Origin of the sequence: Mycolicibacterium diernhoferi, from assembly GCF_019456655.1 — a bacterium.
GTDB lineage: Bacteria > Actinomycetota > Actinomycetes > Mycobacteriales > Mycobacteriaceae > Mycobacterium > Mycobacterium diernhoferi.
The window spans coordinates 5,042,819-5,068,109 of sequence record NZ_CP080332.1 but is presented as its reverse complement, the minus strand read 5'-3'; the positions used below and the strand labels follow the sequence as shown (position 1 = coordinate 5,068,109).

Below are 25,291 nucleotides of genomic sequence, written 5' to 3'. Positions count from 1 at the left end.
GTCCTTACAGGTCGGGGATCGGCAGGTCGAGGTTGGGGAAGGTGAGGCCGCCGTCGACCTCGAGGGTCTTGCCGGTCAGATAGCTCGCCGCCGGTGACGCCAGATAGACCGCGGCCGCGGCGATATCGGTGGGGTCGCCGAGGCGGCGCATCGGGGTGGCCTTCTCCATCGGGCCGCGCAGCGCCTCGTTGGAGGCCACCACGTCCAGTGCCGAGGTGAGGATCGATCCGGGGGCGATCGCGTTGACCCGGATCCGCGGGCACAGGTCCAGTGCGGACAGTCGGGTGTAGTGCGCGAGCGCGGCCTTGGCGGTGCCGTAGGCCGCGAAGGCGCGTCCGGCCAACCGGCCCATCGTGGAGGTGATGTTGATGATGGACCCGCCGCCGGAATGCTCCAGCATCAGCGGGACCGCGGCGGTGGTCAGCGCGTGCGCGGTGCCCACGTTGAAGGTGAAGGCGTCCTTGAGGTCCTTGGTGGACGTGTTCAGCAGTGGCCCGGGCATGGTGCCGCCGACGTTGTTGACGACGATGTCTAGTTTCCCGAACGCCTCCACGGCCTGCTGTGCGAGGGAGGCCGTGGATTCCGGGTGGGCCAGGTCGGCCACCACGATGTGGGCCCGCCGCCCGGTCGCGGCCACCTGCTCGGCAACCTCCTCGAGTTGGGCCTGGGTGCGGGCCGCGATCAGCACGTCCGCACCGGCTTCGGCGAATGCGACGGCGATGGCGGCGCCCAGTCCGCGGCCGGCCCCGGTGACGACCGCCACCTGATCGTCGAGTCGGAATTTATCCAGGATCATGCATGCCTCATCTCTGTGTCGGCGTCACGGTAGCAAGGCCGTGCGAGCGGGGTGGGTGATTTCTGGAACACGTTCTAATTTGGCCGGGTGGCCAGTTTCGGGCGATCCGGGCCGTTGACACCGGTGCGGACACCGGTTTTACTCGGTCCATGTTCGAGATACCCGTCGTCGGCTCAGTGGGGCACAGCGGCGGCTGACGACGTCTCGAACCCACTGAGGGAGCGCCATCTTTCGCTCCGGTAGCTCAGTTGGTCAGAGCAGGACCCTTATAAGGTCCCGGTGAAGGTTCAATTCCTTCCCGGAGCACGCGTTTCGCACAGCAGCTATTTCTTCGCGGCGGCCTTCTTGGCCGGTGACTTCTTGGCGGCCTTCTTCGCCGGCGCCTTCTTGGCGGCGGCCTTTTTCGCGGGGGCCTTCTCGGTGTCGGACTTGCTCGATTCGCGGGCCTTCACGCTGGCCTCCAGCTTGGCCAGCAGATCGGACACGTCCTCGGTCTCGTCCAGGTCGGTGGGCTGCTCCTCGACGGTAAACGCTTCGCCACCTTCGAGTTTCGCCTGTACCAGTTCGTGCAGCTGTTCCTGGTAGTCGTCGCGGAACTGATCGGGTTTGAAGTCGTCGGTCATGGATTCGACGACCTGGCCGGCCATCTTCAACTCCGCGGCCTTGATGTCGACTTCCTTGTCGAGCGACGGGAAGTCCGGGTCGCGGATCTCGTCGGGCCACAGCAGGGTGTGGATCACCATGACGTCGCGCTTGCTGAAGTCCTTGACCCGCAACGCCGCCAGTCGGGTCTTGTTGCGCAACGCGAAGTGCACGATCGCCACCCGATCCGTCTCGGCCAGTGTCTTGGCCAGCAGGACATACGATTTGGTGGACTTCGAATCGGGTTCCAGGAAGTAGCTCTTGTCGTACATCATCGGGTCGAGCTGATCGGCGGGGACGAACTCGACCACCTCGATCTCGCGGCTGCGTTCCTCGGGCAGCGTGGCGATGTCCTCGTCGGTGATGATGACCGTCTGCCCGTCATCGGAGTCGTAGGCCCGCGCGATGTCGCGGTACTCGACCACCTCGCCGCAGACTTCGCACACCCGCTTGTAGCGGATGCGCCCGTTGTCCTTCGCGTGCACCTGGTGGAACTTGATGTCGTGGTCCTCGGTCGCGCTGTAAACCTTGACCGGCACGTTGACCAGACCGAAGGAGACCGAGCCTTTCCAGATCGACCGCATAGGTAACGGTAACAGCGGGTAATACGCTCATGTGGTGGAGCGCTTCGGCCGGGTCAAACTGACCAATCCGGACAAAGTGCTCTATCCGGCTGTCGGCACCACCAAGGCCGAGGTGTTCGACTACTACCTGGCCGTCGCCGACGCCATGCTGCCACACATCGCCGGGCGCCCGGTCACCCGCAAACGGTGGCCCAACGGCGTCGAACAACCCGAGTTCTTCGAGAAACAACTCGCCTCCTCGGCGCCGGACTGGCTGGACCGCGGCTCGGTGACCCACCGGTCGGGCACCACCACCTACCCCGTCATCGACACCGCCGAGGGGCTGGCCTGGATCGCCCAGCAGGCCTCACTGGAAGTGCATGTCCCGCAGTGGCGGTTCTCATCGGGCGGGCGCAGCGGGGCAGGTGAGATTTTTGGTGATCCCGGGCCGGCCACCCGCATCGTGTTCGATCTGGACCCCGGCGAGGACGTCACGTTCCGTCAGCTCTGCGAGGTCGCCCACGAGGTGAAGGGGTACGTCGAGGACATCGGCCTGACGGCGTATCCGTTGACCAGCGGCAGCAAGGGGCTGCACCTGTACGTGCCGCTGGCCGAGCCGATCAGTTCGCAGGGCGCCTCGGTGCTGGCCAAACGCATTGCGCTGGCGCTGGAGAAGGCGATGCCCAAGCAGGTCACCGCCACCATGACCAAGAGCGTGCGGACGGGCAAGGTGTTCCTGGACTGGAGCCAGAACAGCGCCGCCAAGACCACCATCGCGCCGTACTCGATGCGCGGCCGCCACGAGCCGACGGTGGCGGCGCCGCGGACCTGGGAGGAGATCGCCGACCCCGACCTGCGGCACCTGCGTTTCGACGAGGTGCTGGAACGGGTTGAGCGCGACGGTGATCTGCTGGCGGGGCTCGACGAGCCACTGCCGGAATCCGACCGGCTGACCACTTACCGCAGTATGCGCGACGCCGCCAAGACCCCGGAGCCGGTGCCGAGGGCCGCGCCGGCGGTCGGGCAGGACAACACGTTCGTCATCCAGGAACACCATGCCCGGCGATTGCACTACGACTTCCGGTTGGAACGCAACGGGGTGTTGGTGTCCTGGGCGATCCCGAAGAACCTGCCCGAGACCACGGCGGTCAACCATCTGGCCGTGCACACCGAGGACCACCCGCTGGAGTATGCCTCGTTCGAGGGTTCGATCCCCAAGGGTGAGTACGGCGGCGGTGAGGTGTACATCTGGGATTCCGGCACCTACGAGGCCGAGAAGTTCCGGGACAACCCGCCGGACGGCCCGGACAAGGGTGGCGAGGTGATCGTCACGCTGCGCGGGGCCAAGGTGCAGGGTCGTTACGCGCTGATCCAGACCGGCGGGAAGAACTGGCTGGCGCACCGGATGAAGGACCAGGCGCAGCCGAGCGCCAAAGACCTCGCACCGATGCTGGCCACCCACGGTTCGGTGGCGAAGTTGAACTCGGTGACGTGGGCGTTCGAGGGGAAGTGGGACGGCTACCGGCTGCTGGTCGACGCGGATCACGGTGCGCTGCAACTGCGTACGCGCAGCGGGCGGGACGTGACCCAGGAGTACCCGCAACTGAGGGCGTTGGCCGCCGATCTGGCCGACCATCACGTCATTCTCGACGGGGAGGTGGTCGCACTCGACGACGGGGTGCCCAGCTTCGGGGCGATGCAGAACCGGGCTTCGGGCGGGAACATCGAGTTCTGGGCGTTCGACATCCTGTATCTCGACGGCCGATCCCTGTTGCGCGCCAAGTACACCGATCGTCGACGGATCCTGGAGACACTGGAATCGGTGGGGAACCTGATCGTGCCGGCGCAGTTGCCCGGTGACGGTGCCGCGGCGTTGGAGTATGCGGCCGAGCGGCGGTGGGAGGGTGTGGTCGCCAAGAAGCGGGACTCCACCTATCAACCCGGCCGGCGCTCGCAGTCCTGGATCAAGGACAAGCTGTGGCTCAGCCAGGAGGTGGTGATCGGCGGGTGGCGGGCCGGTGAAGGTGGACGCACCAGCGGGATCGGGGCCCTGGTGGTGGGTGTGCCGGGTCCGGACGGCCTCGACTTCGCCGGTCGGGTGGGTACCGGATTCACCGAGAAGATGCTCAAAGATCTACGCGCCACGCTGAAGCCGCTGGAAACCGACGAATCACCGTTCGCCAAGCGGCTTTCCGGCCCGGACGCCAAGGGCGTGACGTTCGTGCGCCCGGAGCTGGTGGGGGAGGTGCGCTACAGCGAGCGCACCTCGGACGGCCGGTTGCGGCAGCCGAGCTGGCGGGGGCTGCGTCCGGACAAGACTCCGGACGAGGTGGTGTGGGAGTAGCTCAGCGGGCGAGGGAGTCGGCCATCTCCGCGAGTCCGTCGGCCAGGTCGACCGACGGTGTGTAGCCGAGTTCGCTTCGTGCCGCGGTGATGTCGTAGCTGCGGTCACGGCCCATGAACGTGGTGATCCAATTCGTCAGCATCGGTGGCTCGGGTCGGCGCAACAGGCGTGCCCCCGCTTCGAAGACCGCGCCGAGGGGGGCCGCCACCGCGAACGGCACACTGCGGGCCGCGCGCACATCCGCGCCCTGGGTTGCCAGCAGCGGGGTGAAGAATTCGCGGGCCGGCAAGGGAGTGCCGTCGGTGACGTAGTACGCGCGACCGGCACGGCCACGGGTGAGCGCGAGACGGACGGCCTCGGTCAGGTTGTCGACGTGGACGAAGTCGACGGTGTGCCGGCCGTTGTCGATCCAGCTGAACCGGCCCGCTTCCACGGCGGCGACGAAGTCGGCCAGGGTGGACATGCCCGCACCCCAGATGAACGGGGGACGAAGGGCCACCGTCGTCATCGTCGGGGTGTCCACGCCGAGCAGGGTGCGCTCGGTGGCGAGCTTGACGCGGCTGTAGGCGATATTGGGCCGACCTTCATCGGTGCGCTCGTCGACGACCGGCGCGCGCTGGGTGCCGCTGGCCACGCTGGCGGCACTGATCAAGACGAACCTGCTCACCCCAGACGAGGCGGCGACCCGGTGGAGGGCGACGCTGGGCTCGAGGTTGGTGCGGCGGAAGAGGTCATCGGGACCCCAGAACGCCATGTGGGCGGCGCCGTGTACGACGGCGTCGACCCCGTGCAGTGCCGACGTCCACCGCGGTGGTGGATCACCTTCGACCAGTTCCGACAGGTCGCCGAGAACCGGCTGCGCCCCGGCCCGGCCGACCAGGTCGGCGGCGTGGTCCGTGCGGGCGAGTGCGCGCACCTCGTGCCCCGCGCCGACCAGTCGCCCGATCAGGTGCTGCCCGACGAATCCACTGCCACCCGTGACGAATACTCGCATCTTCTTCTCCATTCATTCGGTATCAAATCATTTGATATCAAACTATATGATCACTGATAGTATTTCGTCAACGTGAAAGAGGCGATGGGTGGACGCGCTGCGTCAGGTGCATCGGCGCAGCGCGCAGGGCGCCTGGCCGACGCGTTCGGGCGCGCCGGCAAATCGGTTGTGCGGGCCTTCGACGACCGACTGGGGGAGCACGGCGTCTCGACTCCGAGATCCAAATTGCTCGCCGAAGTGGCTCGGATGCAGCCGGTCCGGCTCGCGGATCTGGCCCGGGAGGTCGGGGTCAGCCAGGGAACTGCGTCGACGTTGGTGGAGGCACTCGTGCGGGACGGGCTGGTCGCCCGTGGTGTCGACGACAAGGACCGCCGCGCGATACGCCTTACGACCACGCCCGAGGGGGAGGCGCAGGCGCGAAACTGGCTCCGCGACTACGTCGTCGTCGCGGGAGAGATCTTCAGCTGCCTGACAACCGAGGAACAACGCCAGTTGACCCGACTGCTCGATCGGATCGCCGAGTCCCTGGATCCTCCGGGCTAGCCCTCTGAACGCAGTAACTTCGCGGCCAGATCCCGGCGTGATCCAGAGCAGGCAACGCATCCTCGACATCGTGCGCAGCTGGCCCAATCAGACCGAGATCGCCGTCCCGGGAACACACTTCGTCCAGGAGGACAGCGCGGACGAGATCGGCGCGGCCATCGCCGCATTTGTCCGCACGCTCGCCCGCGGTGGCGCTTCCAGCTAGCCGGTATCGGGGAATGCCCGGTAGCGGCGATGAAACAGACCGTCCAGGTGGACAAAGGTATTGACCAGACCTATTGGCCGATGGATGGGAAGAGCCCGATGCCTGACTTCACCGATCTCCTGCGACGGGCCGGCGCGCTGGCCGGCGTCATCGTGCTCACGGTCGCGCTCTTCACCATCTCACCTGCCGGAGCCCGTGCGAATCCGCCCGACGGCGTCAAACCCACGGTGGTCCTGGTGCACGGCGCGTGGGCCGACGCGTCGAGCTGGGACGGCGAGGTGGCTGCGCTGCAGCGCCAGGGCTATGACGTGCGCGCCATCGCCAATCCGTTGCAGGACCTCACCACCGATTCCGAATACGTCGCCAACTTCCTGCGATCGCTGTCCGGGCCCATCGTGCTCGTCGGGCACTCCTACGGAGGTTCGGTCATCACCAACGCCGCCGCGGGCAACGGAGAAGTCAAGGCGCTGGTGTACGTCGATGCCGCGGCACCGGCCGTCGGGGAGACCAACGGGTCCTTGAGCGGATCGGATTCGGTGCTCAAGCAGAAGCCCGAAGGTGAACTGTTCGAAAGGCTTTCGTCCGCCCAAGGCGAGGATCTGTACCTGAAGAAGGACATCTTCCTGCGCTATTTCGGTAGCGACCTGCCCATTGAGGAGGCGACGCGGCTGTGGGCCACTCAACGGGCGGCGTCGACGCGAGCGTTCGAGACGCCCTCCCGGTTCGCGGCCTGGGAGGCGATCCCGTCGTGGTACTTCATCAGCAGCGGCGACCAGATCATCACGGCCGCGTCGGAGAAGGCCATGGCGCAACGGGCGCACTCCCACGTCACCGTCTTCGACGGCGGGTCACACCTCACCCTGATATCACACCCGGACGCGGTGACCGCGGTGATCGATCAGGCCATCGATTCGGTCCGGTGAGCGAAGTCGTAGTTGACAACGTCATATGAGGGGTCCATGCTCGCTAATATGACAACGTCACATGAAACTACGGCCGAGGCTGCCGAACTCTGGCGTCTGGTGGACCGCGTCGAAATCGCGGACGTACAAATGCGATACGCGACGGCGGTAGACTCGCGTGACTGGGAACTCTTCCGTGACTGCTTCACCGACGAGATCGAGGGTGACTACAGCTCGGTGTTCGGCACTCCGCCCGCACGGCTAAGGGCGGACGACTTCGTCGCGGTGATCGCGCCGGTGATGGGTGCCCTCACCGCAACTCAGCACATGATCACGAACCTCACGGTCGACTTCCACGATGCCGATCACGCGACCGTCGTGGCCTACGTTCGCGCGATCCACCACAACACAGCGGCCGACGGCGGTACCGAACAGACCGTCTACGGCTATTACACGAATGCGTTCGTGCGTACCGGTAAGGGGTGGCGGATCTCGAAGGTCAAACTCACGTCGCGGATCCAGACTGGCAATCCGGGAGTGTTCGGCGCACTCCCGGCCGCGGGATGAGCCGCGCCGAGGCGGCCGCTGCGACGCGCCGTGCACTGCTCGACGAAGCCGCAGCTCTGCTGGATGCCGGCGGCCCGGCGGCGGTGACGCTGCGCGAGGTCGGCGCGCGGGTGGGCGTCAGTCGCGGTGCGCCGTATGGCCATTTCGCCGACAAGGAGACCCTGCTGGCGGCGGTCGCGGCCGAAGGGTGGCAGCGAATCGGCGACGAAATGCAAAGGCTGCGAGGCGATTCCGGGCTCTCGCCTGAGCAGACCCTACGCGCGGCATTGCTCATCGTCATCGCCGTCAGCCGCGAGCGCCCGCATCTGTATCAGCTGATGTTCAGTCGGCCTCTTCGTGATCCCGGGGCCATCGTTCGCGCAGCGCAGCGCACATGCGACGAGTTTCTCGGCATCGTCGCCGCGGTCACGGGGGAGGACGAGGCCAGTCGCCATGCGGCCGTTCTATTGACCGCTGCCCATGGTGCCGCCGGCCTGGAAAACAGTGGGCTACTCGACACGGACAAATGGCAGACCACCGCCGACGAACTCATCGATCTACTGCTCGCGACGACTGTTCGCGGCTGAACTGTTCGACCAGCAGCCGCAGCCGTTGCGCCTCGTGGCCGGGCCGCAGCCGGCCCGCCCGGCTGAGCGCGACCAGTCCGTGCAGCGCGGCCCAGAACACCTCGGTGAGCGCATCTGTGTCCTGATCGCCGGCGACAAGACCGACGGCCTGGCGTAACTCGGCGAACGCCGACTTGAGGTCGGGCGGGGTGTCCTCGGCGGCGAAGTGCAGGGCAGTGGCCCGGGTGAACATCGCGTCATACACCGCCGGGTGGGCGCGGGCGAAATCGAGATAGGCCTGCGCGGCCCGGGACAGGGCGTCGCCGGTGACGGCGGGGGTGGCGCGGATCGCCTCGGCGAGCTCACGGAAGCCGTCGATGGCGACCGCGTCGGCGATCTGCTCCATGCCGGTGAAGTGCTTGTACAGCACCGGTTGGCTGTACTCGATCTCCGCGGACAGCCGCCGGGTGGTGACGGCGTCCCAGCCCTCGGCCTCCGCGATCCTGCGGGCGGTCGTGATGATCAGCGTTCTGCGGGCGGTTCGCTCCCGCTCGCGTCGATTCTCCGAGGCCATGCCGCAACGGTAGCACCGCTAGAAGTGCTAGCGGCGCTATTGACACGACGATGGCCGCGGGGTTAGCGTTGCTAGCACTACCGGTGAGGGGTGCGGGGAATGGACATCGACCTGCTTGTTCGGGGCACGGCACTGGTCGCAGTGCTGAGCACCGCGGTGGTCTACGGCACCGACGTGTTCTGCGCGGTCGTGCTGCGGCCGGCCCTGGCCGCGGTCGACGACGACGCACTGGTCGCGGTCATGGGGCACGTGCATCGCTACGGTGACAAACGGATGCCCGTTCCGGGTGCCCTCGGGATCCTGGCCGCCGCGGCCGCGACGGTGCTGGCCGCGATGGCCGGGCACTGGGCGCAGACGATTGCGGCGGGCGTCGCGCTGGTTCTGCTGATCATCTGGATCGGGCTCTACACGCAGGTGAGCGCGCCCATCAACCGGGAACTGACCGAAGCCGCGCACGTCGGCCGGTCATTGCCGAACGGCCGTGCGCTGCAGGATAAGTGGGACGGCATCATCGGGGTACGCGCGCTGCTGCAAGGTCTGGCCGTGGTGGCCCTGTGCGTGGCACTGGCCCTCTGATGCTGCAGCTCAGGATCTACACCCTGCGATCGCGGCAAGCGCTACAGCTGTACGCGGGTATCCACTGGACACGGCATGTGGAAACCTTCGCGGCGTTCGGCATCGCCACCGAAGGTGTCTGGACGGAGCAGTCCGGCGGTGCGAACCGCCTCGTCGCGCTGATTCGGTACCCGGCCGGCGCCGACCCGGACGAACTCACCCGCGTCGTCATGGGCAGTCCTGAATTCGCTTCGGACATGGCCGGTTTCGATGTTGGTGCGATCACCGACGTGCAGTCGGTGCTCCTCGAACCCAGGAGTCTGCCATGACCGCCATCGCCTACATCCTCGCCGGTCTCATCGGCGCAGCCATCATCGTCATCGGGGCACGATTCCTCATCGCACCCGGCGCCGCGGCCGCCGGTTACGGCGTCCAGTCCGACGTGGTTGATCGGTCCGTCCTGGCCTATATGAGGGTCAAGGGTGTCCGCGACATCGCGTCCGGGCTGATCGTCCTCATCCTGATGGCCGCGGGCGCACCGCATCTGCTGGGCTGGGTGCTCCTGGCGGCCACCATCATCCCGATCGCCGACCTGGCCATCGTGCTCGGTGCCGGCGGCCCGAAGTCCATCGCGTGGGGAGTGCACGGCCTCACTGCCGTCGTCATGCTGGTGGCGGCCGGGCTCCTGTTGATGTCGTGAGCGTCAGAGGGCGAGTGCTTGCTGCAGACCCCGGGTGGCCAGCACATCGGCCAGCTCGTTGTCCGCGATCCCCGAATGCCCCTTGACCCAGAACCATTCGACCCGGTGCTGTGCGGACGCAGCTTGAAGCCGCTGCCAGAGATCGACATTCTTCACCGGCTGCTTGGCGGCGGTCAGCCAGCCGTTGCGCTCCCAACCGAACACCCATTTGGTGATGCCGTTGCGCACGTAGGTGCTGTCGGTGTGCAGATGCACGAGCATCGGGCGTTTGAGTGCCTCCAGCGCCATGATCGGCGCCATCAGTTCCATCCGGTTGTTACTGGTCTCGCCGGGTTCTCCGCCGCACATTTCGCGGACATGTTCGCGGTGGCGCAACACCGCGCCCCAGCCGCCGGGCCCCGGATTCGGGCGGCAGCCCCCGTCGGTGTGGATGATGACGGGGTCCTCGGTGGAGCTCATGGGTTCAGAGGATAAGCGTGACGGTGGGCAGGAGCGCAGCGACCGGGGCGAGTGTCACGAGATCATCGCCGTGCGGACCGACATCCCGAGTGCCCGGTTGTCCAGCGTGGTGATCCGGCGGCCCGGCTGCACGGCGTCCTTGACCGGCGAGGTGCGGTCACCGAAGAAGGCGGCCGTCGCATCGATGTCGGCGACGGTGAACGTGACGCCCCACAACGTCGAGGGGCCGTCGGAGGCCGAGTCGGGGGAGCCGACCACCTCCAGGATCACCTCGCCGAGCCGGAAGAAGATCTGCCGGATGGGCCGCCCGCCGAGTTCGCCGTCGCGTTCCCGGCGCGGGTCCGCCCCCACGGCGGCCAGCGCCGCCACGGTGCGTCCCAGGTCCGGCGAGAACAGCACGACGTGATCGATCGACGTCACTCCATTGGCGTGCCGGTCCGGAACGGTCGCCTGCGCCTGCGACGCTGTCGTCGGAATACCGTCGATCGGATCGTCGGACGGCAACCCTGACAGCGACCACCCGACGATGCCGGCGCCCCGCTCGCGCCCCACCAGCCGAAGGCCGACGCCGCCGACCCGCACCACCCCGTCGCTGAGGCTGAAACCGGCCTCGATCCAGGCGTCCGCCGGGTCGGCGATCTGTAGTTCATCAACGGCGAGGGCCATGGCTGCCATTCTGCCGGTCCACCATCGTCATTTGCTGACCGGCCGACCAGGACCTGTGACCGGGTGGAATCGGGGCGCGGTCAATAGTACTGACGCAAGCGTCATTAACGAGGTAGCCTGGTGGGGCTTTGCTGGTGTTCAGAATGGGGCAATGACGGTGGCCACTCCTGCTTCCGGGTGGTCGGTTCGCGCGAACCACTACGAATGGATCACCGACTACCTGTCCGAACGCGGAGCGACCGGCGCCGTGCGCGCGGTGATGGCCGGGGTCGCGGTCTCGTTCGCGATATGCCTGGTCGTGCTGCTGCGCAGCGTGGACGGCCCGCCCGCCGGCGCGCCGTTGATCATGATGTGGCTCGCCATCATCGGCGGCCTCGCGAGCGCCGCCGTGTGGGTGCTGTCCTGGCCCACCCGGCGCCAGTCGGTGGTCATCGCCCTGCTCGCCATGGGGTCGGTCGCGTTGGCGTGCCTGGCGTACCCGGATCCGCAGGGCGCGCTGACCGGCTGCATCGCATTCGCCACCACGGCCGCCTACATCGCGTTCTTCCACTCCACCGCGCTGGTCATTCTCAACTTCGTGGTGGCGGCCTCGGTGGCGGTGGTCGCGGCGTCCCGCATCGCCCAGTCCGGGCACCTCGCGCTCGCGGCCGTGGACCTGTTCCTCGTCGCGCAGATCAACATCGTCATGCCGGTCGCCATCCACCTGCTCGTCCGCGCGTTGGGTGCGGACCTCGAACGAGCCGGCCGGGACCCGCTGACCGGGCTGCTGAACCGGCGGTTGTTCCAGCGCCGGGTGCCCCGGATGGTGCACGACCGCAACGTTGCGCCCGGCGATCACCTCGTTGTCGCGATGATCGATCTCGACGAGTTCAAGCGGCTCAATGACACCTACGGCCACCAGGTCGGCGACGACGCGCTGGTGGCCGTCGGCCGGGCGCTCAGGCGCGCTGTCGCCGACACCCCTGCGGTGATCGCGCGAAGCGGCGGCGAGGAATTCGTGGTCGCGGCCGTTTACGAGACCGCCGATCCCCGGGCGCTGGCCCGGCGGGTGTGTGAAGGCATCGCCGCGCTCCCGATGTCGGTCACCGCCAGCGTGGGCACCGCATCGGCGCCCATCCGGAGTTTGCGCAGCCCGTCGGTGCATCTCGGGTCGTATGTCGAGAGCCTGGTGGCGGATGCCGACGAGGCGATGTACGCGGCCAAGCGCGCGGGCGGCAACCGGCACAGCCACTATTGCGGGTACTGACGCCCGGGTTATCCACAATCGCGGGTCTATCCACAGGCCGGGGTGTGTCCCTGGCGGGTCGACCCGGGCGCGCCGATAATCGAAAGTATGTTCGAGCATCAGATGTCTGCGGTGGTGGCGGCGGGGACCGTCGCGGCCCGCATCGACGCGTACGCGCGGCTGGAGAACTCGGCGTGTGCGGCCCGGCTGGCGGCGATGGCCGACATGCTGGCGGCGGCCCATGCCGAGGACGGTTCGGCCGACCGGGAACGGTGGCGGTTCGACAACTGGTCGGCAGTCTGTGCACACATCGGTGCGGCGCAGGCGATCACCAGCGGGACGGCGTCGGGGTTGCTGATGGACGCGGTGGCGTTGGCGGAGCGGTTGCCGAAGGTGCGGGCTCTGTTCGCGGCCGGGGTGCTGTCATACCGGGTGGTGCACCGGATCTGTATGCGCACCGCGCTGGTCAAGGATCCCGGTGCGCTGCGTGCGGTCGACGTGGGGCTGGCTGCGGAGTTCGCCTCGGCCGGTGCGATGTCGCAGGAACAGCAGGACACCGCCATCGACGCGCTGGTGCTGCTGCACGATCCGTATGCCGTGCGCCGCAGCGAATCAGCGGCGCGCAGTCATCGTGTCGACGTTTGTGTCGAGGGTGGTTCGGGCACGGCGTACCTCAATGCGACGTTGTCGGCCACCGATGCGCAGGCGGTGGACGAACGCGCGGATGCGCTGGCGCGCACGGTGTGTGAGCACGATCCGCGGCCGCTGCAGGTGCGGCGGGCCGCGGCGATGGGGGCGATGGGATTCGGGTGGGACCGGCTGCCGTGTCTGTGTGAACGCGAGGACTGTGGGGCCGCGTCCACGCCCGCCGGCGGTGGCGTGGTCATCTACGTGGTGGCTGATCCGGAGGCGGTCGGGGCCGGCGGTCCCGCACCCGGACCTGAGTCAGTGCCCCCGGGACCCGAGCCCGAGCCGCCGGGACCCGAGCCCGAGTCTGCCGCCGCTCCCGGGGTGGGTGAGCTGGCTGCGCAGCGCCGCGCCCTGGTAACCGCGCCGAAACCGGTGCTGGCCAAGCCGTGGTACCTGCACACCTGGGCGGAGTTGGTCGCGGCGTACGCCGCCGACCGCGGCGAGTTCAGCCCGGCCGGGCCGGGGCTGGTTCTGGGTGGGCCGATGCTGCCGGCGGCGGTGGTGGCCCAACTCGCACTGCACGCCCGCATCCGGCGGATCGCGCATCCCGGTGAGGCGCCCCCGGAGCCCCGCTACCGCCCGTCGAGAGCGTTGGCGGCGTTCGTCCGCTGCCGGGACGGGACGTGCCGATTCCCGGGCTGCAGCCGGCCGGTGGCCGATATCGACCACACGGTGCCCTACCCGTACGGGCCGACGGCGGCATCGAACCTGATCTGTCTGTGCCGTGAACACCACTTGTGCAAGACGTTCTGGCCGGGCTGGTCGAGTCGACAGTTCCCGGACGGGACGGTGCAGTGGACCGCGCCCGACAAACGCGTCCACACCACCTATCCGCGCAGTCGGCTGCTGTTCCCGCGCCTGTGCGCGCCGACGGCCGTCGTCACCGCGAGGGTGCCGGTGAAAACTACTGCGGGACTGCGCATGCCGCGTCGAGAGCAGACCCGCGCGCAAGCGCGGCGCCGGCGCATCGATGACGAACGCCGGGCCAACACCGCCTGGGTCGAGCAGTACCTGCGCGACTGCGTCCCGCCGATATGACCGGCCGGCGGCGGCAGCGATTGCTACTCTCCCGGGGTGATTCGCATGCTCGCCGCGCCTCTGGCCGTCCTCGCCGCACTGTCCTATGCCCCGGTAGCGAACGCCGAGCCGGAACGGTACGCCATCGGCATGTGCTACGACACCGAGAATCCGCTGCCGCAGCGCCCGGCGTACTTCGACTACAACTGCGACGGCACCGGCGTGCTGCATCACATGGACTGGTCGTCGTGGGACGCGCACGGCGCGCACGGCGTGGGCACCGACATCTCCGTCGAGTGCCAACCCAACTGTGCCGAGGGGCCCCTGCTGATCAATCCCGTTGTCGTGCACGCCTGGAACCCGCAGCCGTCCAGCAGTCCGGCCTGCGCGCCCGACGCCCGGTTCTACGCCGACATGACGATCGCCTACCCCGAGAATGTGCCGCCGTGGATCCAGCCCGGAACCGAGTGGTACCCGGGCACGGACTTCGTGCTCGTCGACGGGATGCCCGCCGTGCACTACTCCGGGCTCACCTCGAACTGCGAGGATCACCTTCGCTGACACCGTCGGGCGGTAGCAGCAGGTCGGCCACGCCGTCGGCATCCTGACGGCTCACCTCCTGTAACCGCTCCGCGTATCTCAGGTCGTCACGCCACAGCCGGTGCGCCGCATGCCGCATGAACGGCCTGATCAGCGACTGCGCCGGGACTGCGCGGGCAAACCCCGGACGGTCGGAATGCGCGATGACCGCCTCGATCACCGTGCTGCGCGGCCGCCCGTCAGGCCCGGTGCCATTGGGGGTGGCGTGCGTTTCCACCACACTGCCGCGGCCCTCGCCGTCGATGATCCGCATGGTCAGGGTGCGCGGCTCCGGGCTGGTGAACTCGGCGATCACCGGCACCCCGAAGCGCCCCATCCGGAATGTCACCGCGACGAGGAAGCGGTCCTCCTGCTCGGGCAGGTCGGGATCCTCGGCAGGCGCGCTCAACACCTCCAGCCGGGTGAAGGAGTACGGGTGAAACCACCCGCCATGCCACGGATCCATCCGGTTGCCGACGATATCGACCGGCTCGCATGTGCCGGACAGGCTGGTGACCGCCACAATCCACGGTTTACCCGGCCGGGCCGACAGCACCGGGGCGTCGGTGGGCGGCTCACCCCCGATCCGATCCAGCCGAACCCACACCAGCACGCCGTCATCGACGGTGGGCAGCGCCGGCCAGTCCGGGCGGGACCGGCCGGTGAACCGCAACCCGTGCCACGGGCAGACCAGCTGCCCACGATCCACCACCCCGGTGCTCAAGTCCGCGCCCAGGTGCGGACACCTGGCCGGACCGGCGTGCAGGGCCCCGTCGTCGTCACGCCAGCACACCACCTCGGCCCCGGCCACCCGCGCCCCGAAGGGCTTACGGCCGACATCCGAACTCGCCCCCAGCACAAACCAATTCCCGCTCGGCCGGCTCTGCGAGCGGGCCAGTGCGGCGGCGATCACCGAGGGCGCCGCCTGACGGTGCGTCGGAGTCTGCCTGCTCCACTGGATGCGGGGGAGCAACTGGAACGGCCACGCCTTCATGCCCACACCCGCCCGTCACTGCGGTCGGCCCGGCCGGCCAACCGGCGCAACACCGCCGACCGCCCCCGCACCGGCACCGTGTACATATCGTGCCCCCGCACGCCGAACCGGTCGAGCAACGCGTTCGCCGCCGCCAATCCGGTGGTGGCGGCGCGTTCCATCAGCGCCACCGGCAGGTCGATCCGGATCCCGTCACCCGCGAGCACCAAGCCCTCCTGTGGGGTCCGCACGGTCGGTCGGCGGGCGAAATCACCGGGACCCAGCCGCGGGCAATCGCTGTGGCACAGCGTCACCTCGTGCACCACGCCGGCCCCGGCCGTCTCCGGATAGAGCTCGTGCAGCCGGGCGTCGAGTTGTGCCCGCAGGCCCGCGCTGTCCTCGGTGACCGAGTAGGCGTGCAACTCCACCACCGCGCCCCCGGTGCGCTGCGCCCAACTCGTGGCCTCCGCCTCGTACCGGTTCAGCACGCTGATGTTGTCCAGCGGTGGCAGCCCGCCCGTGCCCAGGAAGGCCGGCCGGTCGGCCAGCACCGGGCGGTCCAGCCACAACCGGCGCACCACGAACGGCGCCGCCGAACCGAGTTCGCCGATCCGGTAACGCCATTCGGGGTCCCCGAGTCCCGGTGAGTCCGCGACGATGCGCTGCAGGCCCGGCACCTCGGCCGCGATCACCACGCCGTCGGCACGCACCGTGCCGCCGGACCCGTCGGTGACCACGAATCCGGTGCCGTCGGCCGTCACGCTGTGCACAGCCGTGCCGGTTCGTACCTGCACGTCATGCCGGCGCAGGTACCGTTCAAGCGGACGCCAGAGGGCCACATCGAAATTCGAGGTGGCCACGTCGAACACCAGGCCCTCGCTGGAGCCCAGGAAGTAGATGTGGAACATGGTGGCCAGCTCGGCAGCCGACAGCGCTTCGGGCCGGGTGAAGAAGCTCCGGGAGAACACCTCGAACGCCAGGTGCCGGGCGGCCACCGGGAAGTTGATGTCCTGCAGGAATGACTCGGCGTCCTGTTCATCGAGCTGCCAGTAGGTCTGCGGCACCGACACCTTCGCCAGTGGTGCCGCGGCCTTCGCGTCCAGATGCATCAGGTCGCGCACCCGGAAGGTCGGGCTGCGCAGCGCGAACGCCATCGCATTGAACGGCGGTGTGCGCGGCAACCCGCGGAAGGTGTCGCGGCGCCCGTCCCCGTCGACCAGCGGGTAGTCGTCCAGTGGGACGAACATATCCAGATCGGTGTCGATGCGGCGCAACATGTTCCGCAGGTTGTAGTACTGGCGGAAGAACGCGTGGAAGCCGCGGTTCATGGCGGTGGGTGTGCCGTCGGGCAGCGTCTCGGTCCACCCGGCGACGCGTCCACCCAGATGAGGTTCGCGTTCGTACAGATGCACCTGCACGCCCCGCTCGGCCAGCGCGGTCGCTGCCGCCAGGCCGGCGATACCCGCGCCGACGACGGCCACCGTCGGGCGGGCCGCAAGATATGCGGCGTGCGGGAGACCCGGTGTGGCCGGATGCAGCACTCTGCGGTGATCGGTCATGCTGCCGCCCTGCCGAGGAAGGTGTGCACGATCCCGCTCTGCCATCCGGGCATGCTGACACTGCGGACATCGATGAAACCGTTGCGCTGCAGCCGGTCCCGGAACTGCATCGCACCGTCGAATCCGGTGACGCTGCGGCGCAGGTAGCGGTACAGCGCGGCATCGCCGGTGCGGATCCGGCCGGCCGGGATGATGACGGCCCAGCAGACCGCATTCCAGATCGCGGTGGCCCGGCGGGAGTCGCGCACCGAATACTCGTGCGCGGCGAAGACCCCGTTGGGTGCGAGCAGCCCGCGAAGCTCCCGTAACACCGGGTCGGGGTCGGGCAGATTACGCACCAGATAGGCGGCCAGGATGCCGTCGAACGGGCCGTGCACCCCGCAGGACCGCAGATCCTCGGCCCGGCTCTGCACGAAGGACACCCCCGCGGGCCAGTCCTTCGCCCGGGCCCGGGCCAGCATGCCGGCCGACCCGTCGACGGCGACGATCTCGGCGTGCGGCGCTGCGGTCAGCAGGGCGGCGGTCGAAGCGCCTGTGCCGCAGCCGATGTCCAGCAGTCGCAGCCCGCGACCGCCGCCGGGGAGTTCCATCCGCCGGGCGGACAACCGGAGGTGCTCGTGGTAGCCGGGGTTGGCGCCGACCAGCTCGTCGTAGGAATCGGCGCCCGCGTCGAAGGCCTCCGGGACGTTGTACGGGGTGGTGTTCATGCGGCGCCCCGCCGGTTCCCCGACCGCACCCACAGCAGCAGCACCGCGGTGATCATCGCCCAGCCGAACAGGAAATCCTCGATGGGGATGTCCCAGGGAAACCGGATACCGGTGGAGTGCTGTTCGTTGTACAGCACGATCGGTGCGCTCAGCTTGGTCAGCCAACCGTCGACGAGCACCTGGAATCCGAGCACGATCGCGATCGACACCCAGTACGCCGGCCGGCGGAACAGTCCGGTGTGCAGCACCCGCAACTCCCAGACGATGACCACCAGCACCGCGATCACCGCCGGCAGGGTGTAGCCGAGGCCGGTCACCGGTTCACCTCCTGATCGGAGCGGCGCCGGGCCAGCCAGGCCAGGATGGTGCTCACCGCGGAGTAGGTGAGTAGCCCGCACAACGGGATGACGATGAAGAACAAAAGTTCCTCCACCGGGAACACCCCGATGTGAAAGCCGGTGACGTACTGCGGGTTGTAGGACCAGACATCGCCGAGGATCGCCAGCAGGTCCCACAGCACGAACACGGCCGCCACCGGCAGGATCGCCGCGGCGGTACGGCGCAGCTGGCGGTAGACGCCGTCCCCGAACACCTCCAGCGGGGCGGTGAGAACCAGGCAGGAGCCCATCAGGATCAGGTAGTGATAGGCGTCGATCTCAGACCTCCCCGCGGCGGGCGCGTGCGCGCCAGGCGTTGACCAGTCCGCGGCCGGCGACCTGCAGCCGCCGGACATTCGATACCGTGGCGCGCTCGCTGAACACCTCGTAGTTCATCTCCTCGATGCAGTCGAGGATCTCCGAGTACAGGGTCAGCGCGGCGCGGATGCACGGCCGCGAATGCGGGTGCAGCATGGGGATTCCCCGTTCGGCGTGCGCGTAGATGCGCCGGGTCAGCCCATGCTGCTCGACCAGGGCGGCGCGCAGCCGCGGATCGGTGCGCCGGTGGCGTTGGCACCACAGCAGCACCTCGCGGTCCACGCCGTGGGCGGCCAGCTCGTCGGCGGGCAGGTATACCCGGCCGCGGGTCAGGTCCTCGTCGATGTCGCGCAGAAAGTTGGTGAGCTGGAATGCCTTCCCCAACGCTGCGGCGTGCGGTGCGGCCTCCTCGCGGGGAACCACGGTGCCCAGCACGGGCAGCAGCTGCAGACCGATCACCTCCGCCGAGCCGTACATGTAGCGGTCCAGCGCCGCCCGGTCCGGGTAGTCGGTGATCGTCAGATCCATCCGCATGGAGGCCAGGAAGTCGTCGAACAACTGCCAGTCCAGCTGATAGTGGCGGGCGGTGTCGACGACGGCGTCCAGCACCGGATCGTCACCGGCCAACCGGTTCTGCACGAGCCGGGCGAACAACGCGTCGGCCAGCCCCTGCAGTTCGGCGGCTCGCTCCTCGGTGGTGCGGTCGTCGAAGCCGTCCAGCATGTCGTCGGCCCGCCGGGCGAAACCGTAGAGCGCGTGCACCGCGGGGCGCTGTCGCGGCGACAGCAACCGGGTCGCCAGGAAGAAGGTCTTGCCGTGTGCGGCATTGAGGGCGCGGCAGCGTTGGTAGGCCTCGCGCAGTCGTTTGTCCTGTACCCCTGCCGCATCGAGTTCGGAGTGGATCATGTGCGGGCCCCCATCATCGAGTTGCTGGCGATCCGGTCGGCGGCCAGCCGGCCGGACACGATGGCGGTCGGGATCCCGACCCCGGGCACGGTGGACGAACCTGCCAGCACCGCGTTGTCGATACCGCGCACCGTGTTGCCGGGCCGGAACGGTCCGGTCTGGCCGAAGGTGTGCGAGAGCGCGAACGGGGTGCCGGCGATCATGCCCTGACGCGCCCAGTCCTGCGGCGTCACCACATGCAGCACCTCGGGGTCGGCACCCAGATGCGGCAACCGGGCGGTCACGGTGTCCAGCATCTGTGCGGTGTACGCGTCCCGGTCGGCGTCCCAATCCTTGCCGCCCACCGCGGTATTGGGTGCCGGGGCGAGGACGTAGAGCAGGTCGCGGCCGTCCGGGGCCAGCGACGGATCACCGGCGGTGGGCCGGGTGACCAGGAGCGACGGATCCACCATGGGCCGGCCCTCGTCGATGATCTGGTCGAATGTCCGGGCCCACTCGTGGCCGAACAGAATGGTGTGGTGTGCCGCATCCGCTGCGGGATCCGCGGCCCGGCAACCGATATGGGCGACGACAGCGGACGGCGCCGGCCGTAACCGGGTGGGCCGGCGCGGGGTGCGGCCCAGCAGCCGGTAGGTGTCCGGCAGTTCGGTGGTGAGCACCACCGCGTCGGCGGGAAAACGCTCCCCGGTGTCGGTGCGCACCGCGGTCACCCGGCTACCGGAGCGCTCCAGCGCGGTCACCTTTGCGTCGTAACGGAATTCGACGCCGGCATCGGTAGCGGCGGCGGCCAGCGCATCGGGCAGCGCGCGCATCCCGCCGCGCGGGAAGTAGACGCCGGACACGGTGTCCATATAGGCGATGACGGCGTAGGCGGCCAGCGCCCGGCTCGGCGGCACACCGACGTAGAGGGCCTGGAAGGTGAAGACCCGCAGCAGCCGGTCGTCGGTGATGAAGCGCCGCACCATCGGCTCCCAGCGGCGGAACCCGCCGATGGCGGCCAGTTTGGCCAACTGCGGGGTCAGCAGGGACAGCGGCGAGTCGAAGTTGGCGGCGATGAAACCGTCGAACTCCAACTGGTAGAGACGGGCCAGCCAGTCCCGCAGCCGCAGGTAACCGTCGGCCTCGGCGCGGCCCGCGAACCGTTCGATCTCGGCCGCCATGGCGGCCGCATCGCTGTGCACGTGCAGGCTGCTGCCGTCGGCGAACGACGCCCGGTAGGCCGGGGCGACCGGGTGCAGTTCCAGCCGGTCGGCGGTGGATTCCCCGACGGCGGCGAAGGTTTCGTCGATGATGTCGGGCATCGTCAACACGGTGGGCCCGGTGTCGATGCGGTAACCCGATACGTCGGCGCGACCGACCCGCCCGCCGGGGTGCGATCCGCGCTCGACGACGGTGACCCGGCGGCCGCGCCCGGCCAGATGCAGCGCCGCGGACAGCCCGGACAACCCGGCACCGACCACCACGACATGGTCGGTGCGGCCGCCGACGGTGCGCATCAGGAGACCCGTTCGGTGCACGCCGAGGCCATGGTGATCAACGCCGAGCGCGCATCGGGACGGAGCCGCGCCTCGTCCAGGCTGTCCAATGCCTGCACCGCGGCGGCGAATCGTCGGTGGATCATGTCCTCTATCCGTTGCACGGTTCCCACCTCCGAGATCAGGGCCTGCCATCTGGTCACGTCGTCGGAGCTGAGCTGCTGCGCCGTCATGAATTCCTTGAACTGGCGCTGCTGCGCGCCGCCGGCCAACCGGTAGCCGGCGACCACCACGGTGGTGGCCTTGCGCGCGACCAGATCGGTGCCCGTCGGCTTACCCGTCGTGCGGGGCGCGCCGAACACCCCGAGCAGGTCGTCGCGGAGCTGGAAGGCCTCACCGATGGCCTCGCCGTAGCGGCCCAGCACCGCGATCACCTCGTCGTCGCACCCGGCCAGCGCGGCGCCGATCTCCAGCGGCCGGCGCACCGTGTAATTCCCGGACTTGCGGCGCGCCACGTCCAGCACATCGTCGAAGTCGGGGAAGCCCGCGCTGTCGTTGACCAGGTCGGCGAACTGCCCGATCGCCAGCTCGGTCCGCATGGCGTCGTAGCGCGGCCAGGCCCGGGCCAGGGCGGCCTCCTCCAGCCCGCTCTCGCGCAGCATCTGCTCGGCCCAGACCAGGCAGAGATCGCCGAGCAGCACGGCCGCGGACTCTCCGAACCGCGCCGAGGATCCGGGCAGGCCGCGCTCGCGGTGCCAGCGTTCGAAGGCGCGGTGCGCACTCGGGCGTCCCCGTCGCATCGAGGATTCGTCCATCACGTCGTCCTGCAGCAGCGCGAAGGCGTGCAGCAGCTCAAGGCTGGCCGCGGCCCGCAGCGCGGCGGCATCAGGCCGCGCACCGCATTGCCAGCCCAGGTACAGGTAGGTCGACCGCAGACACTTGCCCTCGGCGAGCATGCCGCGCAGCACCAGTTCGGCGATGTCGACGTGCGCCCCGTAGAGCGCCTCGCGGCAGTTCACATCGAGGAACTCGGTGACCGCGCCGAGCACCGATCGGCGCAACGGCGCCAGCCACCTTGCTGCCGTGGGGCCTGCGACGACGGGGGGCTCGGTCGCGACCTCGGATCGGGATGCCATCGGGCCTGTAGTTACCCGCTTTCGCGGGTTCTAAGCATCACCGCCGGTGTTTGTCGTGACGGTGGTCGGGTAGTCGTTTGCCGTGCCCACCCACCATCCGCACAACGCACCCCGACCGCCCGGCGACGATCACCCAGAAGGCGGCGCCCGCAACGGCATTCGACGGACGGTCCTCATCCTGGGCATTGTGGCGCTGCTGGTCGTCGCGGTCGTGCTGATCGCCGGCGGTTTCATCGGCTGACGATCAGGGCACCTCAGGACCGAGCGAAGGAAGAGGATTGGCCCGATACCTGCTTGCCGTCAGCCCGATACGGGGACACGTGCTGCCCATGCTGGACATCGGCGTCGGACTCCGCGAACTCGGCCACCACGTCACCGTGCTCACCGGCGCCGGTTACACCGGCCCGGTCCGCGCGGCCGGTCTGTCGATGAGGGCACTGCCCGCCGAGGTCCGCCTCGACCCGCCGTCCGCGGCGCCGGCAGCATTGCGCCGGCTGCCCGTGCAGTTGCGGCGGTTCTGGCTGGGGCGCGCCGAACTGGACACCGTGTTTGCCCGCCCGCTCGGCGCGCAATCCCGTTCCCTGGCAGCGGCGCTGCGGGATCTGCCCGCCGACGCGGTGCTGGCCGACATCACCTTCACCGGGGTGCTGCCGATGCTGCTGGGGGACGCGCCACGGCCGCCGGTGGTGGTCTGCAACGTGGGACCGCTGACGCTGTCGGGCGCCGAGGTCCCGCCGTTCGGGATGGCCCGCCGCCCGGAGCCCGGGGTCGACTATCGGCCCATGACGACCGTCGCACATCGCGTGATCATGCGCGGCAGCCAACGCAGATTCGACCGGGCGCTGGCCGCGGCGGGCTCGCGGTCATCGCCGGTGTTCATCAGTGACTGGCCCCGGCTGGCGGACGGGATCGTGCAGCTTTCGGTCGAAGACTTCGAGTATCCGCGTTCGGACCTCCCGCCGAGCGTCGAGTTCGTGGGGCCGGTGCTGCCCGGTAAGGGCAAGGTGGACAAGGGGTTACCGGATTGGTGGCCGGATCTGCACGGGGCCGAGGCGGTGGTCCACGTCACCCAGGGCACGTTCGACAACACCGATCTCGGCCAGCTGATCGCCCCCACCCTGGAGGCGCTCGCCGAGCGTGAGGATCTGCTGGTGGTGGTCAGCACGGGCCGCCCGGATGCCCGGTTGTCGGTGCCGGCGAATGCCCGGGTGGCCGACTGGGTGCCCTACTCGGCGCTGATGCCGATGGTCGGTGCGATGGTGACCAACGGCGGTTACGGCGGGGTGCAGTACGCGTTGAGCCACGGTGTGCCGTTGGTGGTCGCCGGTGAGACGTCGGACAAGGCCGAGGTCGCGGCCCGCGTCGAGCACACCGGGGTGGGTGTCGACCTGGGAACCTCGACACCGTTGGCGGCATCGATCGGTGCCGCCGTGGACCGGGTGCTCGGAGATGGCCGTTACCGCGAGGCCGCGGCGGGCTTGCGCCGGGCGATCGAGGCGACCACCCCGGTGGATTCGATTGCCAATGTCCTCAAGCGCTGTGGTGAGTAGCGTGAAGCCATGACTGCAGAACTCCCGGAAGAGACCGGAGGGGCTTACAGCCCTGAGGAAGAGGACCAGCTGTCAGCGGAGGACACCCTGCTGGACCGCGGGGTCGACGATCTGCTCGACGAGGGATACTCGCCGCCGGAGCGCTGGCGGGACCCGCGTGAGCACGAGACCCTCGATCAACGATTGGCCGACGAGCAACCGGACCAGGCCCTCGATGACGGCGACGGCCGCGACGAGCAGTTCGGCGAGGACGAGGTCGGCGCCACCAGGTCCGGCCGGCTGGTCGCACCCGACGCCGGCTTCGGTGAGGATGACGAGCCCGCGCTGCTGGGCCGCGATGTCGGCATCGACGGCGGGGCGGCCTCCGCGGAAGAGGCCGCCGTGCACGTGATCGAGGATTAGCGGCGCCGGCGGGCTGGGGGTAACTCCCGCTTGCGGGGAGAGCGTAGCGACCCGGGGTCAGGACCGCCGCTCGAGCAGCACCGAGACGGTGAGCACCAGCAGCCCACCCACCGCCAGCATCGCCCCGGCGGCGGCCGGCGCGGTGTAGCCGTACCCGGCGGCGATCACCAGCCCGCCGACCCAGGCGCCGGTCGCGTTGGCGAAATTGAACGCCGAGTGCATCAGGGCGGCGGCCAGGGACTGCGCATCGTGGGCGACATCCATCAGCCGCGACTGCAGCGCGGGCGCGATGGAGGAGCCCACCGCGCCGATGCAGAACAGGCCCAGCAGCGCGGTCCACGGATTGTGGGCGGCGGCCACGAACGCCGCGAGGACGATGGTGAGCGCGATCATCGAGGCGTACAGCCAGCCGACCACCGAGATGTCGGCCATCTTTCCGCCGACCAGGTTCCCGACCACCATGCCCACGCCGAAGATCATGAGCGCCAGCGGAATCATGCCGCGTGACAGGCCCGCGACGTCGGTCAGCGTGGTGGCGATGTAGGTGTACACCGCGAACATGCCGCCGAAGCCGATCATCCCGACCAGCAGGGCCAACAGCACCTGCGGGCGCTTGAGCGCGCCGAGTTCGGTGAGCGGACTCGTGACGTGCATCGAGTGCATGCCGGGCAACCAGAACCACAGCGCAGTCAGGGTCACCAGGCCGATCGCCACCACGAGCCCGAACGCGCTGCGCCAGCCGAAGTGCTGGCCGAGCCAGGAGGCCACCGGCACTCCCAGCACGGTGGCGACCGTCAACCCGGTGAGGACATGCGACACCGCCTTGGCCCGATTCTGCGGGCCCATCAGATGCGCGGCCACCAGGGCGGCGATCCCGAAGTACGCGCCGTGCGGGAGGCCGGCGATGAAGCGCGCGGCAATCAAGGTGCCGTAGGTGGGGGCGAAGACGCTGGCCAGGTTGGCCACGGTGAACACCACCATCAGGCCCAGCAGCAGGTTCCGGCGCGGCATCCGGGCCGTCAGCGCGGCGATCAGTGGCGCCCCGATGACGACACCCATCGCGTAGGCCGAGATGACATGGCCGGCGACCGGTTCGGTGACGCGCAGGCCGGCGGCGATGTCGGGCAGCAGGCCCATCGCCACGAACTCGGTGGTGCCGATCGCGAAACCGCCGATCGCCAGCGCGAAGACCGCAAGCCACCGCACCGTCGGGTCGGGGGCCACGACGGACTGCGGGCGGGTGGGGCGGTCGAGGCGGGATGTCACCGGCCAAGCGTAGAGCGACTTACGTCTCATCATCAAATCAGTTTTGCTTTTTTCCG

The 25,291-nt window shown here is 68.9% G+C and carries 29 protein-coding genes, 1 tRNA gene and 1 pseudogene; 16 read left to right on the top strand and 15 right to left on the bottom strand.

The window, feature by feature from the left end:
* Window positions 1-4: 4 nt before the first annotated feature.
* Complete coding sequence (locus K0O62_RS23940; protein WP_073859468.1) at window positions 5-796, bottom strand: SDR family oxidoreductase; 792 nt, start codon at window positions 794-796, stop codon at window positions 5-7.
* A 233-nt stretch (window positions 797-1,029) separates the two neighbouring features.
* Between K0O62_RS23940 and K0O62_RS23935 the strand changes: the two genes are divergently transcribed.
* Window positions 1,030-1,102, top strand: a tRNA-Ile gene (locus K0O62_RS23935).
* A 17-nt stretch (window positions 1,103-1,119) separates the two neighbouring features.
* On the opposite strand, the gene ku is transcribed toward K0O62_RS23935, so the two are convergent.
* On the bottom strand, window positions 1,120-2,022 hold the full coding sequence (gene ku, locus K0O62_RS23930; RefSeq protein WP_073859469.1) for a non-homologous end joining protein Ku: 903 nt from the start codon (window positions 2,020-2,022) through the stop codon (window positions 1,120-1,122).
* 31 nt (window positions 2,023-2,053) lie between these two features.
* Here ku and K0O62_RS23925 point away from each other — a divergent pair, with 31 nt between their 5' ends.
* Entirely contained in the window at window positions 2,054-4,345 is a 2,292-nt protein-coding gene (locus K0O62_RS23925; RefSeq protein WP_073859470.1) for an ATP-dependent DNA ligase, read from the top strand.
* Window position 4,346: 1 nt separating this feature from the next.
* Here the strand turns inward: K0O62_RS23925 and K0O62_RS23920 are convergent, their stop codons facing one another.
* Window positions 4,347-5,339: an NAD-dependent epimerase/dehydratase family protein gene (locus tag K0O62_RS23920; protein WP_073859505.1), complete on the bottom strand. Its 993-nt coding sequence runs from the start codon at window positions 5,337-5,339 to the stop codon at window positions 4,347-4,349.
* Window positions 5,340-5,411: 72 nt separating this feature from the next.
* Here K0O62_RS23920 and K0O62_RS23915 point away from each other — a divergent pair, with 72 nt between their 5' ends.
* From K0O62_RS23915 to K0O62_RS23895, 5 genes and pseudogenes are all read left to right on the top strand, one after another.
* The gene (locus K0O62_RS23915) at window positions 5,412-5,882 is read left to right on the top strand and encodes a MarR family winged helix-turn-helix transcriptional regulator (protein ID WP_234800303.1); all 471 of its coding nucleotides are present in this window, start codon (window positions 5,412-5,414) and stop codon (window positions 5,880-5,882) included.
* 55 nt (window positions 5,883-5,937) lie between these two features.
* A pseudogene (locus K0O62_RS23910) lies at window positions 5,938-6,087 on the top strand (haloalkane dehalogenase); the annotation flags it as partial.
* Between the two features lie 98 nt (window positions 6,088-6,185).
* A complete protein-coding gene (locus K0O62_RS23905) occupies window positions 6,186-7,010 on the top strand; it encodes an alpha/beta fold hydrolase (RefSeq protein ID WP_079244623.1) in 825 nt (274 codons plus the stop codon).
* 36 nt (window positions 7,011-7,046) lie between these two features.
* Window positions 7,047-7,556, top strand: a complete 510-nt coding sequence (locus tag K0O62_RS23900) for a nuclear transport factor 2 family protein (RefSeq protein WP_350355556.1) — start codon at window positions 7,047-7,049, stop codon at window positions 7,554-7,556.
* Window positions 7,553-8,122 carry a TetR/AcrR family transcriptional regulator gene (locus K0O62_RS23895; RefSeq protein WP_073859473.1) on the top strand — a complete coding sequence of 190 codons (570 nt, stop codon included), beginning with the start codon at window positions 7,553-7,555 and terminating at the stop codon, window positions 8,120-8,122. The genes K0O62_RS23900 and K0O62_RS23895 overlap by 4 nt, the downstream gene beginning before the upstream one ends.
* Here the strand turns inward: K0O62_RS23895 and K0O62_RS23890 are convergent.
* Window positions 8,085-8,675: a TetR/AcrR family transcriptional regulator gene (locus K0O62_RS23890; protein ID WP_073859474.1), complete on the bottom strand. Its 591-nt coding sequence runs from the start codon at window positions 8,673-8,675 to the stop codon at window positions 8,085-8,087. The genes K0O62_RS23895 and K0O62_RS23890 overlap by 38 nt on opposite strands.
* Window positions 8,676-8,774: 99 nt before the next feature.
* Between K0O62_RS23890 and K0O62_RS23885 the strand changes: the two genes are divergently transcribed.
* The 3 genes from K0O62_RS23885 to K0O62_RS23875 are packed head-to-tail and all read left to right on the top strand — an operon-like array spanning window position 8,775 to window position 9,930.
* Window positions 8,775-9,251, top strand: a complete 477-nt coding sequence (locus K0O62_RS23885) for a DUF1772 domain-containing protein (RefSeq protein WP_073859475.1) — start codon at window positions 8,775-8,777, stop codon at window positions 9,249-9,251.
* On the top strand, window positions 9,251-9,559 hold the full coding sequence (locus tag K0O62_RS23880; RefSeq protein ID WP_073859476.1) for an NIPSNAP family protein: 309 nt from the start codon (window positions 9,251-9,253) through the stop codon (window positions 9,557-9,559). The genes K0O62_RS23885 and K0O62_RS23880 overlap by 1 nt, the downstream gene beginning before the upstream one ends.
* Window positions 9,556-9,930: a DUF4267 domain-containing protein gene (locus tag K0O62_RS23875; protein ID WP_073859477.1), complete on the top strand. Its 375-nt coding sequence runs from the start codon at window positions 9,556-9,558 to the stop codon at window positions 9,928-9,930. Before K0O62_RS23880 ends, K0O62_RS23875 begins: the two co-directional genes overlap by 4 nt.
* 3 nt (window positions 9,931-9,933) lie before the next feature.
* Here the strand turns inward: K0O62_RS23875 and rnhA are convergent, their stop codons facing one another.
* Together rnhA and K0O62_RS23865 are read right to left on the bottom strand one after the other, a co-directional pair.
* A complete protein-coding gene (gene rnhA, locus K0O62_RS23870; protein ID WP_073859478.1) occupies window positions 9,934-10,389 on the bottom strand; it encodes a ribonuclease HI in 456 nt (151 codons plus the stop codon).
* 54 nt (window positions 10,390-10,443) lie between these two features.
* On the bottom strand, window positions 10,444-11,055 hold the full coding sequence (locus tag K0O62_RS23865; RefSeq protein WP_073859479.1) for a VOC family protein: 612 nt from the start codon (window positions 11,053-11,055) through the stop codon (window positions 10,444-10,446).
* 151 nt (window positions 11,056-11,206) lie between these two features.
* Here K0O62_RS23865 and K0O62_RS23860 point away from each other — a divergent pair, with 151 nt between their 5' ends.
* From K0O62_RS23860 to K0O62_RS23850, 3 genes are all read left to right on the top strand, one after another.
* Window positions 11,207-12,301: a GGDEF domain-containing protein gene (locus K0O62_RS23860; protein ID WP_073859480.1), complete on the top strand. Its 1,095-nt coding sequence runs from the start codon at window positions 11,207-11,209 to the stop codon at window positions 12,299-12,301.
* A gap of 87 nt (window positions 12,302-12,388) precedes the next feature.
* The gene (locus K0O62_RS23855; RefSeq protein WP_073859481.1) at window positions 12,389-14,008 is read left to right on the top strand and encodes an HNH endonuclease signature motif containing protein; all 1,620 of its coding nucleotides are present in this window, start codon (window positions 12,389-12,391) and stop codon (window positions 14,006-14,008) included.
* A 45-nt stretch (window positions 14,009-14,053) separates the two neighbouring features.
* Window positions 14,054-14,548 (top strand): hypothetical protein, encoded by a 495-nt coding sequence (locus K0O62_RS23850; RefSeq protein ID WP_073859482.1) that lies wholly within the window; start codon window positions 14,054-14,056, stop codon window positions 14,546-14,548.
* Here the strand turns inward: K0O62_RS23850 and K0O62_RS23845 are convergent.
* From K0O62_RS23845 to K0O62_RS23810, 8 genes are read right to left on the bottom strand one after another with little or no spacing between them, the layout of a single operon-like run.
* Complete coding sequence (locus tag K0O62_RS23845) at window positions 14,517-15,560, bottom strand: Rieske (2Fe-2S) protein (RefSeq protein WP_073859510.1); 1,044 nt, start codon at window positions 15,558-15,560, stop codon at window positions 14,517-14,519. The two genes, K0O62_RS23850 and K0O62_RS23845, sit on opposite strands and share 32 nt — an antisense overlap.
* Window positions 15,557-17,098, bottom strand: a complete 1,542-nt coding sequence (locus tag K0O62_RS23840; RefSeq protein ID WP_073859483.1) for an FAD-dependent oxidoreductase — start codon at window positions 17,096-17,098, stop codon at window positions 15,557-15,559. Before K0O62_RS23840 ends, K0O62_RS23845 begins: the two co-directional genes overlap by 4 nt.
* Entirely contained in the window at window positions 17,095-17,805 is a 711-nt protein-coding gene (locus K0O62_RS23835) for a class I SAM-dependent DNA methyltransferase (RefSeq protein WP_073859508.1), read from the bottom strand. Before K0O62_RS23835 ends, K0O62_RS23840 begins: the two co-directional genes overlap by 4 nt.
* Window positions 17,802-18,122: a lycopene cyclase domain-containing protein gene (locus tag K0O62_RS23830; protein ID WP_073859484.1), complete on the bottom strand. Its 321-nt coding sequence runs from the start codon at window positions 18,120-18,122 to the stop codon at window positions 17,802-17,804. Before K0O62_RS23830 ends, K0O62_RS23835 begins: the two co-directional genes overlap by 4 nt.
* Window positions 18,119-18,460 (bottom strand): lycopene cyclase domain-containing protein, encoded by a 342-nt coding sequence (locus K0O62_RS23825; protein ID WP_073859509.1) that lies wholly within the window; start codon window positions 18,458-18,460, stop codon window positions 18,119-18,121. The genes K0O62_RS23830 and K0O62_RS23825 overlap by 4 nt, the downstream gene beginning before the upstream one ends.
* Before the next feature lies 1 nt (window position 18,461).
* Window positions 18,462-19,406 carry a phytoene/squalene synthase family protein gene (locus K0O62_RS23820; protein ID WP_073859485.1) on the bottom strand — a complete coding sequence of 315 codons (945 nt, stop codon included), beginning with the start codon at window positions 19,404-19,406 and terminating at the stop codon, window positions 18,462-18,464.
* Complete coding sequence (gene crtI / locus K0O62_RS23815) at window positions 19,403-20,902, bottom strand: phytoene desaturase family protein (RefSeq protein ID WP_073859486.1); 1,500 nt, start codon at window positions 20,900-20,902, stop codon at window positions 19,403-19,405. Before crtI ends, K0O62_RS23820 begins: the two co-directional genes overlap by 4 nt.
* A complete protein-coding gene (locus K0O62_RS23810; RefSeq protein ID WP_073859487.1) occupies window positions 20,902-22,017 on the bottom strand; it encodes a polyprenyl synthetase family protein in 1,116 nt (371 codons plus the stop codon). Before K0O62_RS23810 ends, crtI begins: the two co-directional genes overlap by 1 nt.
* 82 nt (window positions 22,018-22,099) lie before the next feature.
* Between K0O62_RS23810 and K0O62_RS23805 the strand changes: the two genes are divergently transcribed.
* From K0O62_RS23805 to K0O62_RS23795, 3 genes are read left to right on the top strand one after another with little or no spacing between them, the layout of a single operon-like run.
* Window positions 22,100-22,258, top strand: coding sequence for a hypothetical protein (locus K0O62_RS23805; protein ID WP_165637062.1), 159 nt, complete (start codon window positions 22,100-22,102; stop codon window positions 22,256-22,258).
* 37 nt (window positions 22,259-22,295) lie between these two features.
* The gene (locus K0O62_RS23800; protein WP_205870757.1) at window positions 22,296-23,567 is read left to right on the top strand and encodes a nucleotide disphospho-sugar-binding domain-containing protein; all 1,272 of its coding nucleotides are present in this window, start codon (window positions 22,296-22,298) and stop codon (window positions 23,565-23,567) included.
* A gap of 9 nt (window positions 23,568-23,576) precedes the next feature.
* Complete coding sequence (locus tag K0O62_RS23795) at window positions 23,577-23,969, top strand: DUF5709 domain-containing protein (RefSeq protein ID WP_073859488.1); 393 nt, start codon at window positions 23,577-23,579, stop codon at window positions 23,967-23,969.
* A 57-nt stretch (window positions 23,970-24,026) separates the two neighbouring features.
* Here the strand turns inward: K0O62_RS23795 and K0O62_RS23790 are convergent, their stop codons facing one another.
* Window positions 24,027-25,265 carry an MFS transporter gene (locus K0O62_RS23790; RefSeq protein WP_205870759.1) on the bottom strand — a complete coding sequence of 413 codons (1,239 nt, stop codon included), beginning with the start codon at window positions 25,263-25,265 and terminating at the stop codon, window positions 24,027-24,029.
* Between the last annotated feature and the right edge of the window lie 26 nt (window positions 25,266-25,291).

Coding starts and splice junctions, on each gene's coding strand:
- K0O62_RS23850 (WP_073859482.1), top strand. CDS start 14,054: ATGCTCGCCGCGCCTCTGGCCGTCCTCGCCGCACTGTCCTATGCCCCG.
- K0O62_RS23885 (WP_073859475.1), top strand. CDS start 8,775: ATGGACATCGACCTGCTTGTTCGGGGCACGGCACTGGTCGCAGTGCTG.
- rnhA (WP_073859478.1), bottom strand. CDS start 10,389: ATGAGCTCCACCGAGGACCCCGTCATCATCCACACCGACGGGGGCTGC.
- K0O62_RS23880 (WP_073859476.1), top strand. CDS start 9,251: ATGCTGCAGCTCAGGATCTACACCCTGCGATCGCGGCAAGCGCTACAG.
- K0O62_RS23865 (WP_073859479.1), bottom strand. CDS start 11,055: ATGGCCCTCGCCGTTGATGAACTACAGATCGCCGACCCGGCGGACGCC.
- K0O62_RS23810 (WP_073859487.1), bottom strand. CDS start 22,017: ATGGCATCCCGATCCGAGGTCGCGACCGAGCCCCCCGTCGTCGCAGGC.
- K0O62_RS23920 (WP_073859505.1), bottom strand. CDS start 5,339: ATGCGAGTATTCGTCACGGGTGGCAGTGGATTCGTCGGGCAGCACCTG.
- K0O62_RS23890 (WP_073859474.1), bottom strand. CDS start 8,675: ATGGCCTCGGAGAATCGACGCGAGCGGGAGCGAACCGCCCGCAGAACG.
- K0O62_RS23905 (WP_079244623.1), top strand. CDS start 6,186: ATGCCTGACTTCACCGATCTCCTGCGACGGGCCGGCGCGCTGGCCGGC.
- K0O62_RS23900 (WP_350355556.1), top strand. CDS start 7,047: ATGCTCGCTAATATGACAACGTCACATGAAACTACGGCCGAGGCTGCC.
- K0O62_RS23875 (WP_073859477.1), top strand. CDS start 9,556: ATGACCGCCATCGCCTACATCCTCGCCGGTCTCATCGGCGCAGCCATC.
- K0O62_RS23855 (WP_073859481.1), top strand. CDS start 12,389: ATGTTCGAGCATCAGATGTCTGCGGTGGTGGCGGCGGGGACCGTCGCG.
- K0O62_RS23860 (WP_073859480.1), top strand. CDS start 11,207: ATGACGGTGGCCACTCCTGCTTCCGGGTGGTCGGTTCGCGCGAACCAC.
- K0O62_RS23940 (WP_073859468.1), bottom strand. CDS start 796: ATGATCCTGGATAAATTCCGACTCGACGATCAGGTGGCGGTCGTCACC.
- K0O62_RS23790 (WP_205870759.1), bottom strand. CDS start 25,265: ATGAGACGTAAGTCGCTCTACGCTTGGCCGGTGACATCCCGCCTCGAC.
- K0O62_RS23835 (WP_073859508.1), bottom strand. CDS start 17,805: ATGAACACCACCCCGTACAACGTCCCGGAGGCCTTCGACGCGGGCGCC.
- K0O62_RS23795 (WP_073859488.1), top strand. CDS start 23,577: ATGACTGCAGAACTCCCGGAAGAGACCGGAGGGGCTTACAGCCCTGAG.
- K0O62_RS23895 (WP_073859473.1), top strand. CDS start 7,553: ATGAGCCGCGCCGAGGCGGCCGCTGCGACGCGCCGTGCACTGCTCGAC.
- K0O62_RS23820 (WP_073859485.1), bottom strand. CDS start 19,406: ATGATCCACTCCGAACTCGATGCGGCAGGGGTACAGGACAAACGACTG.
- crtI (WP_073859486.1), bottom strand. CDS start 20,902: ATGCGCACCGTCGGCGGCCGCACCGACCATGTCGTGGTGGTCGGTGCC.
- ku (WP_073859469.1), bottom strand. CDS start 2,022: ATGCGGTCGATCTGGAAAGGCTCGGTCTCCTTCGGTCTGGTCAACGTG.
- K0O62_RS23840 (WP_073859483.1), bottom strand. CDS start 17,098: ATGACCGATCACCGCAGAGTGCTGCATCCGGCCACACCGGGTCTCCCG.
- K0O62_RS23845 (WP_073859510.1), bottom strand. CDS start 15,560: ATGAAGGCGTGGCCGTTCCAGTTGCTCCCCCGCATCCAGTGGAGCAGG.